16 protein-coding genes are annotated in these 16,536 nt (G+C 64.5%); 4 read left to right on the top strand and 12 right to left on the bottom strand.

The genetic code is table 11. The features are described 5' to 3' along the window. Positions 1-135 precede the first annotated feature (135 nt). Entirely contained in the window at positions 136-1,182 is a 1,047-nt protein-coding gene (locus tag QA642_RS01070; RefSeq protein ID WP_283082997.1) for a GGDEF domain-containing protein, read from the top strand. Positions 1,183-1,278: 96 nt separating this feature from the next. Here the strand turns inward: QA642_RS01070 and QA642_RS01075 are convergent, their stop codons facing one another. Continuing rightward, on the bottom strand, positions 1,279-2,982 hold the full coding sequence (locus tag QA642_RS01075) for a diguanylate cyclase (RefSeq protein ID WP_283082999.1): 1,704 nt from the start codon (positions 2,980-2,982) through the stop codon (positions 1,279-1,281). Positions 2,983-3,089: 107 nt separating this feature from the next. On the opposite strand from QA642_RS01075, the gene QA642_RS01080 reads away from it, so the two are divergent. Next, entirely contained in the window at positions 3,090-3,779 is a 690-nt protein-coding gene (locus tag QA642_RS01080) for a YggS family pyridoxal phosphate-dependent enzyme (RefSeq protein ID WP_283087129.1), read from the top strand. Between the two features lie 171 nt (positions 3,780-3,950). Here the strand turns inward: QA642_RS01080 and QA642_RS01085 are convergent, their stop codons facing one another. Together QA642_RS01085 and QA642_RS01090 are read right to left on the bottom strand one after the other, a co-directional pair. Then, positions 3,951-4,736, bottom strand: coding sequence for a fumarylacetoacetate hydrolase family protein (locus tag QA642_RS01085; RefSeq protein WP_283083000.1), 786 nt, complete (start codon positions 4,734-4,736; stop codon positions 3,951-3,953). A gap of 6 nt (positions 4,737-4,742) precedes the next feature. Beyond that, the gene (locus QA642_RS01090; protein ID WP_283083001.1) at positions 4,743-5,297 is read right to left on the bottom strand and encodes a L,D-transpeptidase family protein; all 555 of its coding nucleotides are present in this window, start codon (positions 5,295-5,297) and stop codon (positions 4,743-4,745) included. Positions 5,298-5,515: 218 nt separating this feature from the next. Between QA642_RS01090 and QA642_RS01095 the strand changes: the two genes are divergently transcribed. Next, entirely contained in the window at positions 5,516-6,202 is a 687-nt protein-coding gene (locus QA642_RS01095) for a response regulator (protein WP_008142830.1), read from the top strand. 58 nt (positions 6,203-6,260) lie between these two features. Continuing rightward, positions 6,261-6,704, top strand: a complete 444-nt coding sequence (locus QA642_RS01100) for a cyclic nucleotide-binding domain-containing protein (protein WP_092211606.1) — start codon at positions 6,261-6,263, stop codon at positions 6,702-6,704. A gap of 59 nt (positions 6,705-6,763) precedes the next feature. Here the strand turns inward: QA642_RS01100 and xth are convergent, their stop codons facing one another. The 9 genes from xth to QA642_RS01145 all read right to left on the bottom strand — a co-directional run bounded on the left by xth (position 6,764) and on the right by QA642_RS01145 (position 16,529). After that, the gene (xth, locus tag QA642_RS01105; RefSeq protein WP_283083002.1) at positions 6,764-7,579 is read right to left on the bottom strand and encodes an exodeoxyribonuclease III; all 816 of its coding nucleotides are present in this window, start codon (positions 7,577-7,579) and stop codon (positions 6,764-6,766) included. Positions 7,580-7,710: 131 nt separating this feature from the next. After that, positions 7,711-8,466 carry an outer membrane lipoprotein carrier protein LolA gene (locus tag QA642_RS01110; protein WP_283083003.1) on the bottom strand — a complete coding sequence of 252 codons (756 nt, stop codon included), beginning with the start codon at positions 8,464-8,466 and terminating at the stop codon, positions 7,711-7,713. Positions 8,467-8,616: 150 nt separating this feature from the next. After that, positions 8,617-11,106, bottom strand: coding sequence for a DNA translocase FtsK (locus QA642_RS01115; RefSeq protein WP_283083004.1), 2,490 nt, complete (start codon positions 11,104-11,106; stop codon positions 8,617-8,619). Between the two features lie 9 nt (positions 11,107-11,115). Beyond that, positions 11,116-12,330, bottom strand: coding sequence for an aminotransferase class I/II-fold pyridoxal phosphate-dependent enzyme (locus QA642_RS01120; protein ID WP_283083005.1), 1,215 nt, complete (start codon positions 12,328-12,330; stop codon positions 11,116-11,118). A 335-nt stretch (positions 12,331-12,665) separates the two neighbouring features. After that, positions 12,666-13,070 (bottom strand): GFA family protein, encoded by a 405-nt coding sequence (locus QA642_RS01125; protein WP_283083006.1) that lies wholly within the window; start codon positions 13,068-13,070, stop codon positions 12,666-12,668. 227 nt (positions 13,071-13,297) lie between these two features. Next, positions 13,298-14,746 (bottom strand): ammonium transporter, encoded by a 1,449-nt coding sequence (locus QA642_RS01130; RefSeq protein ID WP_283083007.1) that lies wholly within the window; start codon positions 14,744-14,746, stop codon positions 13,298-13,300. Between the two features lie 37 nt (positions 14,747-14,783). Then, on the bottom strand, positions 14,784-15,122 hold the full coding sequence (locus tag QA642_RS01135; RefSeq protein WP_027525082.1) for a P-II family nitrogen regulator: 339 nt from the start codon (positions 15,120-15,122) through the stop codon (positions 14,784-14,786). 405 nt (positions 15,123-15,527) lie between these two features. After that, on the bottom strand, positions 15,528-16,130 hold the full coding sequence (locus tag QA642_RS01140) for an ATP-dependent Clp protease proteolytic subunit (protein WP_092211597.1): 603 nt from the start codon (positions 16,128-16,130) through the stop codon (positions 15,528-15,530). A gap of 42 nt (positions 16,131-16,172) precedes the next feature. Continuing rightward, positions 16,173-16,529: an SRPBCC domain-containing protein gene (locus QA642_RS01145; protein WP_283083008.1), complete on the bottom strand. Its 357-nt coding sequence runs from the start codon at positions 16,527-16,529 to the stop codon at positions 16,173-16,175. Positions 16,530-16,536: the final 7 nt, after the last annotated feature.

Genomic DNA, 16,536 nt, shown 5'->3' on the forward strand with positions numbered 1-16,536 from the left:
AGTCCTCGGGGGGTCAATGGGTTGCCGCGATTGGGAACTTTGGCCCACCGCCTCCGCATAAGTACTGAGCCCCTTGTTGGGGGCTGATTAAGGGCTCGGTGCGAGGTTGCGGCCTGCTAAGACCCCGATGCCGCGATGGATTCCAGCTTCGACGATCCCGATTACGACTATGCCGCGTCCATCGCCGGACGGGCGATACAGGCCATGGCCGAACAGCGGATTCCGCCGACGCCGATCAATTTCGCGGTCTGGTTCCAATATTTCGCGGGCAGCCATGACGATCTGCGCAACGCCATCGATCTCCTGATCGACCACAATCGGCCCTTCGATAACAGGACCAGTCTGGATCTGTTCGAGACCTATGTCGCGCCTCAGGTGAATACCGTGGTTACCGCCACGTCGGAGCGGCTACATACCCTGATGGGTACGGCGAGGGAGTTTCTGACGACCGCAATCGCCGACAATCATTCCCAGATGCAGGCGATCAGCGAGGTGGCCGACCAGGGCAAGGCCGGCGTCGATCCGAAGGTGCTGGTCGCCCAGCTCATGAACGAGCTGGCGCGGGCCGCGACCAGGGCGACGCGGCTCGAGGCCGGTTTTGCCGAAAAGACCCGCGAGCTCGACGTGATCCGCGATTCGCTGTCGAGGTCGGAGGAGCGCGCCCGCACCGACACGCTGACCGGCCTGGCAAATCGCCGCGCGCTCGACGAATTCCTGCGCAAGGCGCAGGCGACGGCGGATTGGGGCGAGCCGCTCAGCGTGCTCCTGCTCGACATCGACCACTTCAAGACCTTCAACGACAATTTCGGTCATGGCGTCGGCGACCAGGTATTGCGGCTGATGGCAAAGGTGTTGCGCGAAAAGGTCCGTCCGCAGGATCTGCCGGCGCGCTATGGCGGCGAGGAGCTGATCGCGGTGCTGCCGGACGCCGACCTTGCCACCTGTACCGAGATTGCCGAGCGCATCAGGCGCGCGATCGCCGAATGCACGATCACGCGCCGCTCGACCGGCGAGACTCTGCCCGGCATCAGCGTGTCGATCGGCGTTGCGCAGTACCGGGCCGGGGAAGCGATCACTGATCTGATCGAGCGCTGCGACCGCGCGCTCTATCTCGCCAAGGGCGGCGGCCGCAATCGCGTGGTGACCGAGATCGAGCTCGATCGCGCCGGCGCTGCGGGCTAAGCATGATCCGGAAAAGTGCGGAGCGGTTTTCCGGAAAGATCATGCGTAAACAACAACCTGAAGCGCGATGACGATTCATCCAAATCTCATCGCGCTTTAGGCGCTGGCGACCATCATCATCTCGGCGGCGCCATTCTCGATCGCCTGCACGCCGTGCTCGACGACGTTGTTGCGGCCGCGGTGCTTTGCGGCGTAGAGCGCGGCGTCGGCGGCTTCGATGAGATCGCCGGGACGCAAGGCCTCGTTTGGCGTGGTCGCGGCAACGCCGATCGAGACGGTGACGATCATGTGGCTGGACGTGATGTGCGGCAGGCACAGCTTCAGCACGGCCGCGCGCACCTGCTCGCCGATCTCGACGGCGCGGTCCACGTCGGTGTTCGGCAACAGCAGGCAGAACTCCTCGCCGCCATAGCGCGCGGCAAAGCCCATGGTGTCAGCGGCGATGCCGGACAGCGATTCGCCGAGCCTGGTCAGGCAGGAATCGCCTTCGAGATGGCCGTAGGTGTCATTGAAGAGCTTGAAGTGGTCGACGTCGATCATCAGCAGCGCGAGCTCGCTGCCATATTGCTGCGCGCGCATCCATTCGAAATCGAGCCGGCTCTGGAAGCCGCGGCGGTTGGCGAGGCCCGACAGCATGTCGATCGAGGCCATCACGGTCAGGCGGTCGTTGCTCGCGATCAACTCGCGCTCGCGCTGGCTGAGCTGCGCCGCCATCGCATTGAAGGCGCGGGCCAGCGGCACGAACTCGGCCGGCAGCCGGTTGCGCGCGGCACGCGCTGAAAGATCGCCTTCGCCGAGGCGCTTGGCCATGTCGGCCAGCATCTCGATCGGCTTGATCACGAGCTTCTCGGCGGCGATCAGCGCGCCGAGCAGGACGAACAGCACGACGAAGGCGAGCTGGAGATAGGCGGTGCGAATGTCGCGGCTGACCGCTGCCGACACCTTGTCCTCGTCAATGCTGGCGATCAGGCGGGCATTGGTGCCGGCGATGCGAATGTAGCTGACCGCGCGGCGCGAGCCGTCGGCCGCGAGAAAGGACAGCGAGCCTTCGTCCTGGTCCGACCGCAATGCCTTGTCGGCGATCGCCGACATCAGCGGCATGTTGTCGAGGGGGCGGCCGACCGCGCCATGCTGGTCGGCGGGCGCGGCCAGCACGGTGCCGGCGCTGTCGACCAGCACCGCGGTGATGCCGTCGCGGCCGCCGAGATTGCTCATGACCTTCGACATCCAGTCGAGGTTGACGGTGGCGAGCACGACGGCATCCGCGACGCCGCTGAAGGCGGACACCGGATAGACCGCCATCACGGTCGGCGACGGCACGGGCCGTGACATGATGAAGTCGCTCAGCACGAAGCGGCCGGTTTCCTGCGCCTGCTGAAAGTAGGGTCGGTCGCTGAGGTCGAGGCCGACATACATGTTGTTGGTGGCGCACTGAATGCGCCCGTCCTGGCCGGCGATCAAAAGCGTGCGGATCCACGGCAGGTTCGACGGCAGGCTCGCGCGCAGCACGTCGCAGCTCTTGCTGATGCCGCCGGCGGAGGCGCGGATGAAGGCTTCCGATTTCAGGATGGTCTCGACCGAGGAGATCACCTCGCGCTGTGCATCGGCGCTGTGCCTTGCAATGGTGGTGAATTCGGCCGCAGCCTGCGCGATCTGCTTGGCGCGCGTGTCTTCGAGCGAGCGGATGCGCTCGAACATCAAGGGCGTCACCAGAATCACCGCGAGCAAGGCGAGCCGCGCCCGGATCCCGAGAAGCTGCTTGAGTTTCGCTCGTTTGCGGTTGAAACTGACGTTTGCCATCTTCGCTGCCCACCCCGCGGGCAAGGTAAAGCGAAGGGTTCAAAAACTCTTTCTTGAACTCGGTAAAATTGGACTTACCTCCCGTACGTTCACGGTCAATCGACGTCATGACAGCACACAACGACGCGCCGGTAACCGGCCATTCACCAAGCGCGCTCGCCGCGGTCGAAGCCGAGATTGCACGCGCCTGCAGGGATGCGCAGCGCGATCGCGCCTCGGTGACGCTGATCGCGGTGTCGAAGACGTTCGCCGCGGATGCAATTACACCGGTTATCGACGCCGGACAGCGCGTATTTGGCGAGAATCGCGTGCAGGAGGCCAAGGGCAAGTGGCCCGCGTTAACGTCTGTTTACCCCGATATCGCGCTGCACCTGATCGGACCGCTGCAATCCAACAAGGCGAAAGAGGCCGTTGCGCTGTTCGATGCCATCCATTCGGTTGACCGCCCGAGCATTTGCCAAGCGTTAGCCAAGGAAATCGAATCCCAGAAAAAGCACCCGCAGCTGTTCGTCCAGATCAACACCGGCGAGGAGCCGCAGAAGGCCGGCGTCGCCCCCGGCGAGGCGGACGCCTTCCTCGCGAGCTGCCGCGACACCTATGGGCTGACGATCTCCGGCCTGATGTGCATCCCGCCGGTCGACGAGCCGCCGGCGGCGCATTTCGCGCTCACCGCCAAGATAGCCGCGCGCAATGGGTTGAAGAATCTCTCGATGGGCATGAGCGCGGATTTCGCGACGGCCATCATGTTGGGCGCCACCCATGTTCGCGTGGGCAGCGCGATCTTCGGGCACCGGTGATCGCCGCTGGCGAGGCCTCGCGCAGCAACGGCTCTCGAATTCGTCATTGCGAGCGCAGCGAAGCAATCCAGAATCTTTCCGCGGAGGATTCTGGATTGCTTCGTCGCAAGTGCTCCTCGCAATGACGAGTGGAGAGAGTTGGGCTCGCAATGACGGCAAAGCGTGGAACGCCTACACAAACCCCACCGACACCTTCCCCAGCACACCAAACTCCACCGCAAAATGATCGCCGGCCTGGATCGGCAGCGGCGGATGGCAGGTGCCTGTCGTCACCACCTCCCCTGCCCGCAATGTAAGGCCGAGCGCGCGCAGCTCGTTGGCGAGCCAGGTGAGGGCAACGCGGGGATCGCCGAGTACGTTCTTGCCGTGGCCGGTGTAGTGCTGGCCGCGCAGCGTGATCTGTGGCCGCTCCTCGACGAGATCCATCGCGCGCCAGTTCGCTGACGTCGCCGCGCCCAGCACGAACAGATGCGCGCAGGCATTGTCGGCGATCAGCTGCGCCTCGCCGGCGCTGGCGAAATCGGCAAAGCGCGAATCGGGAATCTCGATCGCAGGATGCAGGGTCTCGACGGCGGCGAGCACCTCGTCGACGCTGTAGGGCGCGGCGCGCGGCGGCAGCTCGCGTCCCATGCGGAAGGCGAATTCCGGCTCGCCGACGCGCATCTCGTTGCCCTTCATCGACGCGGTGCCGCCGTCGGCGATCACCGTGTCGCTCATGATGCGGCCGGCCTGCGGTCCCGCGACGTTGATGTGCTTCTGCCCGGCCTCGCTGGTTGCTGCGATCTTCCAGCCGAACAGCTTTCCGAGCGACTGCGTTTCGAGCGCCGCCTGGATGGCATAGCCGTCAGTGCGGCTCTGTGGCCGCAGGCGCGCCTCCAGCGCGTCGAGCTTGGTGCCGTCGCGCCAATGTCTGACCAGGACCTGTGAAGCGGCGGCGATTTGATCCCTGTCCAGCATGCGTCCTCACCCGATGATGATTTTTGTTTTTGGTCCGAGCCGTCGCAGCAATTGCAGCATCGCCGCCTTGGTCATGGAGACGCAGCCTGCGGTCGGCCCGAAATTGTCGCGCACGAGATGCAGGAAGACGGCGCTGCCGCGGCCGGCGATGCGCGGCCTTGTATTGTGGTCGATCTCGATGATGAAGTCGTAGAGATGGTCGTCCCGCTTGAGCCGGTCGCCACCCTCGCCCTGCCCGCGCCGGATCCATTGGTTGTAATGGCGGTCGCCGGGATCTTCGCACCAGGCGTCCGCGCCGGTGATGGTCCGGGCCGGAAGGAAGGTCTTGGGGCGGCTGTGCCGGTCGGCTCGCCACCACAATTGCCTGGGACGGAAACTGCCCCTGGGGGTGGCGCCGTCGCCCTCGCGCTTGTTGGCGAGAATGCCGCCCCGCCCCAGCGCCACCGGAATGGTCAGCGCGCCGGCGGTCAGCCAGCCCCGGCGCGGATTGCCGGCGGCGGGCCTGACGCGGATCGCAGCCAGCGGTCCGGAGCGCCGATTTCCGGTGTAACTAGCTGACATAGCTTTGTTTTTCCTGTGACCGTGCAATGTCGAATTCATTACAGGACATTCATCAAATCGCCCTGCTATTCTGCGTTAGAGTGGTTCTGGCTTGAGAATCGGTAACAGCCCACTACTTCAACACGAACAACAATAATAACGGCGACCCCCTAACTTTCCCTCGCGGCTGGGTGCAGCATGCATGCGCGTCGAGCCGGACTCCAAAAGGATGACCCCCTATGGCCAATGCCCGCAAGATCCTGATCGTGGATGACGATACCGATCTGCGCGATACGTTGGTGGAGCAATTATCGCTGCACGAAGAATTCGAAGCCTCCGCCGTCGATACCGGCGCCAAGGGTGCGAGCGCCGCAAAGGCCAATTCCCCCGATCTGGTCCTGATGGATGTCGGCCTGCCCGACACCGACGGGCGCGAAGTGGTCCGCTCCTTGCGCAAGGGCGGCTTCAAGGCCCCGATCATCATGCTGACCGGGCATGACACAGATTCCGACACGATTTTGGGGCTGGAATCCGGCGCCAACGACTATGTCGCAAAGCCCTTCCGTTTCGCCGTGCTGCTGGCCCGCATCCGCGCCCAGCTTCGCCAGCACGAGGCCAGCGAGGACGCGGTGTTCTCGGTCGGCCCCTACTCCTTCCGCCCCGGCTCGAAAATGCTCACCGCGGCCAATGCCCGCAAGGTGCGGCTGACGGAAAAGGAAACCGCCATCCTCCGCTTCCTCTATCGGGCCGGCCAGATGCCGGTCTCGCGCGAGACCCTGCTCCAGGAGGTCTGGGGCTACAATTCCGGCGTCACCACGCACACGCTGGAAACCCACATCTACCGCCTGCGCCAGAAGATCGAGAAGGACGCCGCCAACCCGGAGATCCTGGTCACGGAAGCCGGTGGCTACAAACTGGTGCCGTGATACGCTTCGGGGGCGCGCGAATCGTTTTAGATATCGTGCCCTTGAGCCTCGGACCTGAATGTCAATCGACGACGACGTAGCGCTTCTCGAGCGTGTCCCGACCCTGCGCCTGTTGGGAGACGCCTCGTTGCGCATGCTGGCGATCGGCTCCGAGCAGCGCAACTTCGTCCGCGGCGACGTCTTGTTCAATCTCGGCGACGAGGCCGATGCCGGCTTCGTGGTCCAGCGCGGCGCCTTCCGGGTCGATGACGGCGCCGGTGCCGAGATGATCGCAGGCCCCGGCGCGCTGATCGGCGAGCTTGCGCTGGTGGTGCCGATGAAGCGGCCGTCGAGCGCGATCGCGCTCGAGCACGCCTCCGTCATCCGCGTCGCGCGCAGCCTGTTCCAGCGTGTGCTCGAAAGCGATCCGGCTGCGGCCGTCCGCCTGCGCGACGAGTTCGCGGTGCGCTCGAGCCAGATCGCCAGCGACATCCTGATGGCGGGCGCGAAGCTGACATCGTAGCTCTCTCCATCCGTCATTCCGGGGCGCGCGTAGCGCGAGCCCGGAATGACGGTAGGAGTTTACACCTCCAGCGTCACCGTCACCGGGACATGGTCCGACGGACGCTCCCAGCTCCGCGCGTCGCGCAGGATCTTGAAATCACTGACCGCATCCTTCAGCGCGCGCGACACCCAGATGTGGTCGAGCCGGCGGCCGCGGTCGCCGACGGTCCAGTCGGCGGAGCGGTAGCTCCACCACGTATAGACCTTTTCCGACATCGGAATGCGGTCGCGCGCGACGTCGATCCATTCGCCGGCTGCGAGTGCCGCCTTGAGCTTCTCGGTTTCGACAGGCGTGTGCGAGACCACTTTGAGAAGCTGCTTGTGCGACCACACGTCGTTCTCGTGCGGGGCGACGTTGAGATCGCCGACCAGGATGTGCCTGTCATCACCGCGCGGATGCAGCGGCTCGCAGGCCGTCATCTCGTCGAGGAAGCGCAGCTTGTGATCGAACTTCTCGTTCAGCGCCGGATCGGGAATGTCGCCGCCGGCGGGCACGTAGAAATTATGCAGCACCAGCGGCTTTGCGATGTTGGCCTTCTCGCCGAACGACACCGAGATATGACGCGAATCCAACTTGTCACAGAAGGTGCGGATGTCTTTCGACTCGAATGGAAGCTTCGAGACGATGGCGACGCCGTGATAGCCCTTCTGCCCGTTCAGCGCGACATGCTCATAGCCGAGCCGCTTGAAGCGCTTCAGCGGAAAGGCATCGTCGATGCACTTGGTTTCCTGCAGGCACAGCACGTCTGGCCGCGCGCTCTTGAGGAATTTCGCGACCAGGTCGATGCGCAGCCGCACCGAATTGATGTTCCAGGTTGTCAGGGAAAGACGCATGGGAACGATCTAACAAACTCCATCCGTCATGGCCGGGCTTGACCCGGCCATCCACGCCTTTTTGTGGGCCCAAAAACGTGGATGCCCGGGACAAGCCCGGGCATGACGATCATCGGCGCAGCCATCAGGTCTCAGCCCGGCGCGGGGCCGTAATTGGTGAAATCGATCTTGAACATGCCGGGGTCGAGCTTCTTGCTCGAATCCAGATTGTAGACCGCGATGGTGGTGTCGTAGCCCTGCGGGTCGGTGACGGTCCATTGCTTGAGCTGGCCGTCCTTGGCGCCGAACATCAGCAGCAAGCGGCTAGTGCCGACCAGCGCCTGTTTCTCCTCGATGGTCACACTGACGAAGAGGTCGTCGGCCGTGACGTTGACGACATTGGTGTCCTTCATCAGGTCGATGCGGTCGGACAACAGGAAGCGCAGCGGCGTCTGCGACAGCGGATAGACGTCCTGGGTCGCCAGCTTGCGGTCGCGCACCACCAGCGAGGATCCGTCAGCGACGATGTCGATCGGGCTCGGCGCGTCATATTCGAAGCGCACCTTGCCGGGCTTCTGGATGTAGAAGTCGCCTTGCGTCTTGCTGCCGTCGGGGCCAACCTGCACGAAATTCCCGACCAGCGTCTGAAGCGAGGACAGATAGGCGCTGACCTTGGCGGCTTGCGCCTTCTGCCTGTCGTCGAAGGTCTGGAAGATGCTGCTCGGCACGTTGCGGCGCGGATCCGGGATGACCGGATTCGGCGGCGTCTGGGTCGCGCCGGTGACCGCGGGCCCGCCGGCGGATGCTCCGCCATCGCGGCCCTTCGGCGCAGGCTTCGGCACGGGGACGTTCTGCGCGAGCGACGCAGTGGTCACCATCGCGGCGGTGATGAGAAGCGCGCCGGCCATGCGCACGCTTCGCGCGGCGATGCTGGCAGCGAATCGAGTGTCCGGATGTCTGATCAACGCTTCGTCCTGTGTGGCTGGGCGTCTTTTAGCGTGATTTCGGGCAAAAGCAGATATCGATTCTACGTGAAATTTCGTTCAGAGGCGGCTGCCTCACATGTGGCTGTCTTCTTCCTCGACCAGAATCTCGCGCTTTCCGGCGTGGTTGGCGGGTCCGACGATGCCTTCCAGTTCCATGCGCTCCATCAGCGACGCGGCGCGGTTATAGCCGATCTGCAGGCGGCGCTGAATGTAGCTGGTCGAGGCCTTGCGGTCGCGTTTGACGATCGCAACGGCCTGCGCAAACAGGTCGCCGCCGCCGTCTGCGCCCATGCCGGTGGCGTCGAACACCGCGCCATCCTCGTCCTCGGTCGGCTCTTCCGCGGTAACCGCTTCGAGGTATTCCGGCTGGCCCTGCGTCTTGAGGTGACGCACCACCTTCTCGACTTCCTCGTCGGAGGCGAACGGTCCATGCACGCGGCTGATGCGGCCGCCGCCCGCCATGTAGAGCATGTCGCCCTGGCCGAGCAGCTGCTCGGCGCCCATCTCGCCGAGGATGGTGCGGCTGTCGATCTTCGACGTCACCTGGAAGGCGATGCGGGTCGGGAAGTTGGCCTTGATGGTGCCGGTGATGACGTCGACCGACGGGCGCTGCGTCGCCAGGATCACGTGCAGGCCGGCGGCGCGCGCCATCTGCGCGAGGCGCTGCACCGCGCCTTCGATGTCCTTGCCCGCGACCATCATCAGGTCGGCCATTTCGTCGACGATGATGACGATGTAGGGCAGCGGATCGAGCGAGAGCTTCTCTTCCTCGTAGATCGCCTTGCCGGTCTCCTTGTCGAAGCCGGTATGCACCGTGCGCGTCGGCTCCTCGCCCTTGGCTTTCAGCTCGAGCAGGCGCGTGTTGTAGCCGTCGATGTTGCGCACGCCGAGCTTGGCCATGTTCTTGTAGCGCTCTTCCATCTCGCGCACGGCCCATTTCAGCGCGACCACCGCCTTCTTCGGATCGGTCACGACAGGCGTGAGCAGATGGGGAATGCCGTCATAGACGGACAGTTCGAGCATCTTCGGATCGACCATGATCAGGCGGCACTGATCGGGGCGTAGCCGGTAGACCAGGCTGAGGATCATGGTGTTGATCGCGACCGACTTGCCGGAGCCGGTGGTACCGGCGATCAGCATGTGCGGCGTGCGCGCGAGGTCGATGATGACGGGATCGCCGCCGATGGTCTTGCCGAGGCAGAGCGGCAGCTTTGCCACCGTCTCGGTCGCTTCCTTCGCGACCAGCAGTTCGCGCAGGTAAACCTTTTCGCGATGCGCGTTCGGCAGCTCGATGCCGATCGCATTGCGGCCGGGCACGACGGCGACGCGCGCCGACAGCGCGCTCATCGAGCGGGCGATGTCGTCGGCTAGACCAATCACGCGCGAGGACTTGATGCCGGGCGCCGGTTCCAGCTCGTACAGCGTGACGACGGGCCCCGGATTGGCCTTCACGATCTCGCCGCGCACACCGAAATCCTGCAGCACGCCTTCGAGCGAGCGCGAATTGGTTTCCAGCTCGGCCTTGCTGAGCGGCTGGCGATCGCCGGCCTTCGGTGCGGCCAGCATGGAGACGGAGGGAAGATCGAACTTGTCGGAGCTCTTCTTGGCCGCCGCCTTCGGCGCGGCCTTCTTGCGCGGGGCGCGCGCAGCCGGCTCCTCCTCTTCTTCCTCTTCCTCCTCGCCTTCCTCTTCGTCCTCCTCGTGCTCGTCCTCGTCGTCCTCGTCCTCGGACTGCGGCGAGATCGAGGGCGCAGCGCGGCCGCCGCCGAGATTCGGCTCCTGGCGGCTGAACGCGACGGCCTTGGTCTTGGGTCCGCTCGAGACCAGCGAGCGATAGGCTGCGCCAAGCAGCCAGATCAGCCGCGCTTTCGTGCTCATCAGCGCATGGAACAGCCAGCCCAGCGAGACCGAGCCGCGGTCGCTCTCCTCGTCCTCGTCGAGCGGCTTGTCGTCATCCTCGATCTCCGCGAGCTCGTCGTCGTGCTCGCGTGCGCCGAGGCCGCAGGCGATCAGGAAGGTCGCGGTCATGGCTGCGAACAGGATCGTACCAAGGATCATGCGGTAGATCGTGCCGGCGGGTCCGAAAATCACCGCGGGCGCGCGCACCAGCGCGTCGCCGACCACGCCGCCGAGGCCGGTCGGCAGCGGCCAGGCGCCGCCATGCGGCCAGCAGCTGACGAAGCCCGCCGCGATCACGGTGCAAAGGATCCAGGAGCCGAGCCGCAGCGCTTCGCGGTCGAACGGGCGATGCGTCATCATGCGCCAGCCCCAGACCGCGACGGTCAGGATCAGCATGATGGCGCCGAGCCCGAGGATCTGCATCGCAAGGTCGGCGCCGATCGCGCCAGCATAGCCGAGGATGTTGCGGATCGGTCGCGAGGTCGCGTGGCTGAGGCTGGGATCCTGCACCGACCAGGTCATCAGCGCGGCCGAGGCCACGCCCGCGAGCGCGACCATGCCGAGGCCGGTGAGCTCGCGCATGCGCCGTGCCAGACCCTCGCGGATCGAGGGCGGCAGATGGCCGACCAGTGGAATGACACGTTCGATTGCCGACATGCTCATGGGCCCCGCCTAACCCAGAGTCTCGACCAGCCGGTGCAGCGCCTGCGCCGTGGTCTCGCTATCCTGCACCAGCGCCAAGCGAATGTAGCCGGCACCGGGATTGAAGCCGTCAGGTTGAAGCCGCGCCAGATAGGAGCCGGGCACCACGCGCACGCCGGCTTCCTTAAACAGCTTCAGCGTCACCGAGACGTCGTCACCGATCTCGGACGTGTTGAGCCAGACGCAGAAGCCGGCGTCGGGCCGGCGATAGCCGTAGCGATTGCCGATGATCTGGTCGGCGAGATCGAACTTGATCCGGTAGAGCCTGCGGTTCTCCTCGACATGCGCCTCGTCGCCATAGGCAACGGTCGCGACATGCTGCAGCGGCACCGGCACCTGGGGCGCCGCGATGTTGCGCAACTCCAGGAACATGCCGATGAACTTCTTGTCGCCGGCGGCGAAGCCGACGCGCAGGCCGGGCAAATTGGAGCGCTTCGACAGCGACTGGAACGCAGCCACGCGGGTGAAGTCGGCACCCGCGCATTCGAGCGCGCTGCCCGGCGCCTCGCGGGTGTAGATCTCCGAATAGCACTCGTCGCTGAGGATCATGAAGTTGTAGCGGTCGGCGAGTTGCTTCAGCCGCCTGAAATAATCGGGCTTGGCGACCGAACCCTGCGGATTGGCAGGCGACGCCAGATAGAACGCCACGGTGCGCGCCAGCGTCGCTTCGTCGATGGCGTCGAGATCGGGCAGGAAGCCGTTCTCGACGGTGGTCGGCAGATAGACCGGCTCGCAGGCTGCGGCGCCCGCGCCGGCGCCATAGACCGGATAGAACGGGTTCGGCATCAGGATCGCCGGCTTGCCGGGCTTCGGGCCGACATAGCGCGCCGCTGCGATCGCAGCGAGGAACAGCCCTTCCCGGCTGCCATTGAGGACGAGAATTTCGGTCTTGGGGTCGAGCGCGCGCGGCAGCTTGAAGCGCGACGACAGCCAGGCGCTCGCAGCGTTGCGGAACGGCTCGGTGCCCTGGTTCATCGGGTAACGGCCGAAATCGGCGATGTGCTTTGCCAGGACTGGGCCGACGAAGTCAGGCACCGGATGCTGCGGCTCGCCGACCGCGAGCGAAATCAAGGGCTTGCCGGGTTGATGCGGCGCCAGAAGCTCGTTGAGCCGGACGAAGGGCGAGCGTGCGGAATCGGAGCTACCACCGCCCTGCGGCGCACGGGATGAAGCGGTCAGAGCCATTCGTTGGGCGCCAGTACTCTTGGAACAGCCGGTCGCACGAAAGCGCCGACGGGAAGCGGTTCAGTTCACCATAGATAGGGCGAGGTTAAGACGCGATTAACCATCGGCCGCCGCCTCCGTCCAGAGCGGGAATAATGAGACCGGATAACAACGGGATGCATTGCCGGCTCCCAGGCGGTTTTCGGAGCTTGATCATGCTCTTGCCAGGGACGTGAATGTTTCAGCGACGTCATGGCCGGGCCTGTCCCGGCCATCCACGGCCTTTCCGGTGGCGTCCAAGAACGTGGATGCCCGGGACAAGCCCGGGCGTGACGAGCTTTGCGATGTCGGAGCATTTAATGCCCCGGCAGCTTCTCGAATGTCTTCATGCCTGCGGGGATCGCGTGGAACTCCTGCTTGTCGCAGGTGTAGATCGCCATCTGCGGTTGGAACTGGGCGGGCTCGTCCAGGGTGCCGACCTTCAGGACCGCGGCGGGCAGGCCCGGCACGCTGGTCACCAGATGCGTGCCGCATTCGGCGCAGAATTCGCGCGTCACGGCGTGCTCGAGGTCCTTGCGCGTGAACTGCTTGGGCTCTCCGGTGATGTAGTGGAAGCCGGCCGCCGGCATCGCGATGAAGGTGTTGGGCGCCCCGCCCGAGATGTACTGGCACTCGCGGCAATGACATTGGGCCTGCATCATCGGATCGCCCTCGGCCACATAGCGCACTTCGCCGCAATAGCATCCGCCTTCCAAACGCATGACGACCTCCCGGCTTGTTGTTTGTTGTGGTCGATATTTCTGCGCCGGCAATCCGGAATGGCAATCCTTTTCTTTTGCGCGCCTGCCAAAAAGAATGCGCGGAAAGACAAAAAGAAAGGGGCTCCAACTTGCGCTGGAGCCCCTCAACGGTCGGGGCATTGCCGGGTATGTGCCCAAACCGTAGTTGTGGGCGCGGTCCCCGAGGAGGCCGCGCCCGGGAGGAGAGGTTACATGTTGTAGGCGCGCTCGGTGTGCTCGGTGATGTCGAGGCCTTCGCGCTCGCTCTCGACATTGGCGCGGAGGCCAACGATCACGTCGACGACCTTGTAGAGGATCGCCGAACCGACGCCCGACCACACCAGCGTGGTGCAGACGCCCCAGGCCTGCGAGAGCATCTGCGCCGCGAAGTCGTAATCGGCAACCTTCGGCGGGATCGCGGTGTAGTCGATGATGCCGGCGCCGCCGAGAGCGGGGTTGACGAGGATGCCGGTGCCGAGAGCGCCGACGATGCCGCCGATGCAGTGCACGCCGAACACGTCGAGGCTGTCATCGTAGCCGATCGCGTTCTTCACGACGGTGCAGAAGAACAGGCAGACCACGCCGACCACGAGACCGAGGACGATCGCGCCCATGACGCCGGAGTAGCCGGCGGCAGGCGTGACGGCCACGAGGCCCGCGACAGCGCCGGAGATGACGCCGAGCACCGACGGGTGACCCTTCACGATCCACTCCGCGAACATCCACGACAGCGCGGCGGCTGCGGTGGCGACGAAGGAGTTGGTCATGGCGAGGGCGGCGCCGCCGTTGGCTTCGAGGTTGGAGCCGGCGTTGAAGCCGAACCAGCCGACCCAGAGCAGCGAGGCGCCGATCATCGACATGGTCAGCGAGTGCGGAGCCATCAGCTCCTTGCCGTAGCCGACGCGCTTGCCGATCAGGAGAGCGCCGACGAGACCTGCGATGCCCGCGTTGATGTGCACCACGGTGCCGCCCGCGAAGTCGATGGCGCCCTTCTTGAAGATCCAGCCAGCATCGGCGTTGATCTCGTCGAGCTTGGCCTGCGCCGCGGTCTTCGCCGCCGCGTCACCCGCAGCAGCAAGAGCCTTGGCCGCATCCTGGATCGCGTCCGGGCCGGGCCAGTACCAGACCATGTGCGCGATCGGGAAGTAGATCAGCGTGACCCAGAGCGGGATGAAGAGCGCGATCGCCGAGAACTTCATGCGCTCGGCGAAGGCGCCGACGATGAGGGCGGGCGTGATCGCCGCGAAGGTCATCTGGAAGCACATGTAGATGAGCTCCGAGATGTTGGCGTCGACCGAGAAGGTCGCGGCCTTCGAGTCGGTGGTGACACCCATCATGAAGGCCTTGGAGAAGCCGCCGATGAAGTCGGACCCGCCGGTGAAGGCGAGGCTGTAGCCGTACACGGCCCAGATCACGGTGACGACGCAGACGGTGTAGAACACCTGCATCAGCACCGAGAGCATGTTCTTGGAACGGACGAGACCGCCGTAGAACAGCGCGAGGCCGGGGATCGTCATCAACAGCACCAACACTGTCGATGTCAGCATCCAGGCGTTGTCTCCCTTGTTGACCGTTGGCTCGGCGTAGGCTGCGGTCGCAGCGAACAGGCCGACTGCGAGAGCCGCCAATCCCGCGCCATAGGGACGCTTAAACGTCATTTTATTCACTCCTGATTCGATAAGGTTGAGCGCGAAATCAAAGGGCCGCGGCGTCGGCCTCGCCGGTGCGGATGCGAACCGCATGGTCGAGACTGATGACGAAGATCTTGCCGTCGCCGATCTGTCCGGTTTTCGCCGCGGACGTGATGGCGTCGATGGTCTTGTCGACCTGGTCGGACGCGACAGCGACCTCGATCTTGATCTTGGGCAGGAAGCTCACGGCATATTCGGCCCCGCGATAGATTTCCGTATGGCCCTTCTGACGGCCATATCCCTTGACTTCCGTCACCGTGAGTCCGTGAACGCCAATGGCGGTCAGGGCGTCACGGACTTCTTCCAGCTTGAATGGCTTGATAATCGCCATAACAATTTTCATGGGTCCTATCCCCGCTTGAGCCCGGTCCGGACGTGGCCGGGCGTTTCTCGACTGGTTCGCCACGAGGGAGAAGTTTCACTACGCGGGCACAGCCGGGACCCTTAGAATCAAATGCCGTGCCAGATCGGGCGCATTGCCTAACGGACTATGAAAGCGGGTGTTTTCGCGCTCGACGCGTATTGCGCTGCAGTGCGCTATTACGTCGCGCTCAAAACGTGGTCAGGTCTGCTCAAAATGCGAGCACGACAGGCTGCCGACACAATGTTGCTCACGTGTCGGGCAGCCGAAAGGTATCAGCTTAGGGGGTCAGGGGTCGCCCTCGGCCGCAAAATATCGAGCCTTTGGCGCTGGTGCCCACGGGATACGCGTAACCGATCATGCAGTTGAGCGGCCGCGGGCGGAGCGTCAGGCCGCATCGCGCGCTGCAAAAACCCGATCGATCAATCCCCATTCGACGCCTTGCTGCGCGGTCATGAAGTGATCGCGGTCCAGGGTCCGTTCCACCTCCGCCTCGGAGCGTCCACAATGCTGCGCATAGAGCCGGATGAGGCGCCGCTTGGTTTCCTGCATCTCGTTGGCATGGATCAGGACGTCGGACGCCTGGCCCTGAAAGCCGCCGAGCGGCTGATGCACGTGAAGGCTTGCGTTGGGCAAGGCGGCGCGGTGACCGGGTTCGCCGGCCATCAGCAGGAACGAGCCCATCGAGCGCGCGGTGCCCATGCACAGCGTATGGACCGGCGCCTTGATGAACTGCATGGTGTCGTACATCGCAAGTCCAGAGGTGACCACGCCGCCGTAGGAGTTGATGTAGAGATTGATCGGCCGGCTCGGATTCTCCGCCTCCAGGAACAGCAGCTGCGCGCAGACGAGGCCCGACATCGCGTCATTGACCTCGCCGTTGAGGAAGATGATGCGCTCACGCAGCAGCCGCGAATAGATGTCGAAGGATCGTTCGCCGCGCGCGGATTGTTCGACGACCATAGGGACGAGCTGAAGCATGTCGCGCATCGGCGACCTCCGTGTCTGCAGGTGATGAAGTGGTTGTTGGTGTCAGGCCGCCGCGCGCATCAGGCAGCAATTGCTGTTGGCCGGCTGCGGCAGCTTGATGCGATCGTCGCAGGCCTGCTGGATGATGCGAAAGCGGGTGCCGCCGTCCTCGTTCGGTTCGATCCGGAAAATGACGTGGCTTTCGCGAAACGGCGGTTCGGAATCGCGAAGCCGGTAGCGCACCTCTTCGCCAGGGATCGCTGATTCCGGCTCGGCGCCCGCAAGGTCGCAATCCGGCAGCCAGCGCTCGCGCAATTCAGGAATGGTGACGGCGCGCCAGACCTTTGCCGGCGGCGCATCGAAATCATATTCGAGCACGAGCTTTGCGTCGGGACGATCAGGCTTCACGGCGTCGCTCATTGATCCA

This window comes from Bradyrhizobium sp. CB2312, from assembly GCF_029714425.1.
In the GTDB taxonomy this organism is placed as follows: domain Bacteria; phylum Pseudomonadota; class Alphaproteobacteria; order Rhizobiales; family Xanthobacteraceae; genus Bradyrhizobium.

Coding starts and splice junctions, on each gene's coding strand:
- QA642_RS01110 (WP_283083003.1), bottom strand. CDS start 8,466: ATGGCCGGCGCGCTTCTCATCACCGCCGCGATGGTGACCACTGCGTCG.
- QA642_RS01135 (WP_027525082.1), bottom strand. CDS start 15,122: ATGAAAATTGTTATGGCGATTATCAAGCCATTCAAGCTGGAAGAAGTC.
- QA642_RS01140 (WP_092211597.1), bottom strand. CDS start 16,130: ATGCGCGACATGCTTCAGCTCGTCCCTATGGTCGTCGAACAATCCGCG.
- QA642_RS01095 (WP_008142830.1), top strand. CDS start 5,516: ATGGCCAATGCCCGCAAGATCCTGATCGTGGATGACGATACCGATCTG.
- QA642_RS01120 (WP_283083005.1), bottom strand. CDS start 12,330: ATGGCTCTGACCGCTTCATCCCGTGCGCCGCAGGGCGGTGGTAGCTCC.
- QA642_RS01085 (WP_283083000.1), bottom strand. CDS start 4,736: ATGCTGGACAGGGATCAAATCGCCGCCGCTTCACAGGTCCTGGTCAGA.
- QA642_RS01130 (WP_283083007.1), bottom strand. CDS start 14,746: ATGACGTTTAAGCGTCCCTATGGCGCGGGATTGGCGGCTCTCGCAGTC.
- QA642_RS01075 (WP_283082999.1), bottom strand. CDS start 2,982: ATGGCAAACGTCAGTTTCAACCGCAAACGAGCGAAACTCAAGCAGCTT.
- QA642_RS01070 (WP_283082997.1), top strand. CDS start 136: ATGGATTCCAGCTTCGACGATCCCGATTACGACTATGCCGCGTCCATC.
- QA642_RS01125 (WP_283083006.1), bottom strand. CDS start 13,070: ATGCGTTTGGAAGGCGGATGCTATTGCGGCGAAGTGCGCTATGTGGCC.
- QA642_RS01145 (WP_283083008.1), bottom strand. CDS start 16,529: ATGAGCGACGCCGTGAAGCCTGATCGTCCCGACGCAAAGCTCGTGCTC.
- QA642_RS01115 (WP_283083004.1), bottom strand. CDS start 11,106: ATGAGCATGTCGGCAATCGAACGTGTCATTCCACTGGTCGGCCATCTG.
- QA642_RS01090 (WP_283083001.1), bottom strand. CDS start 5,297: ATGTCAGCTAGTTACACCGGAAATCGGCGCTCCGGACCGCTGGCTGCG.
- QA642_RS01080 (WP_283087129.1), top strand. CDS start 3,090: ATGACAGCACACAACGACGCGCCGGTAACCGGCCATTCACCAAGCGCG.
- QA642_RS01100 (WP_092211606.1), top strand. CDS start 6,261: ATGTCAATCGACGACGACGTAGCGCTTCTCGAGCGTGTCCCGACCCTG.
- xth (WP_283083002.1), bottom strand. CDS start 7,579: ATGCGTCTTTCCCTGACAACCTGGAACATCAATTCGGTGCGGCTGCGC.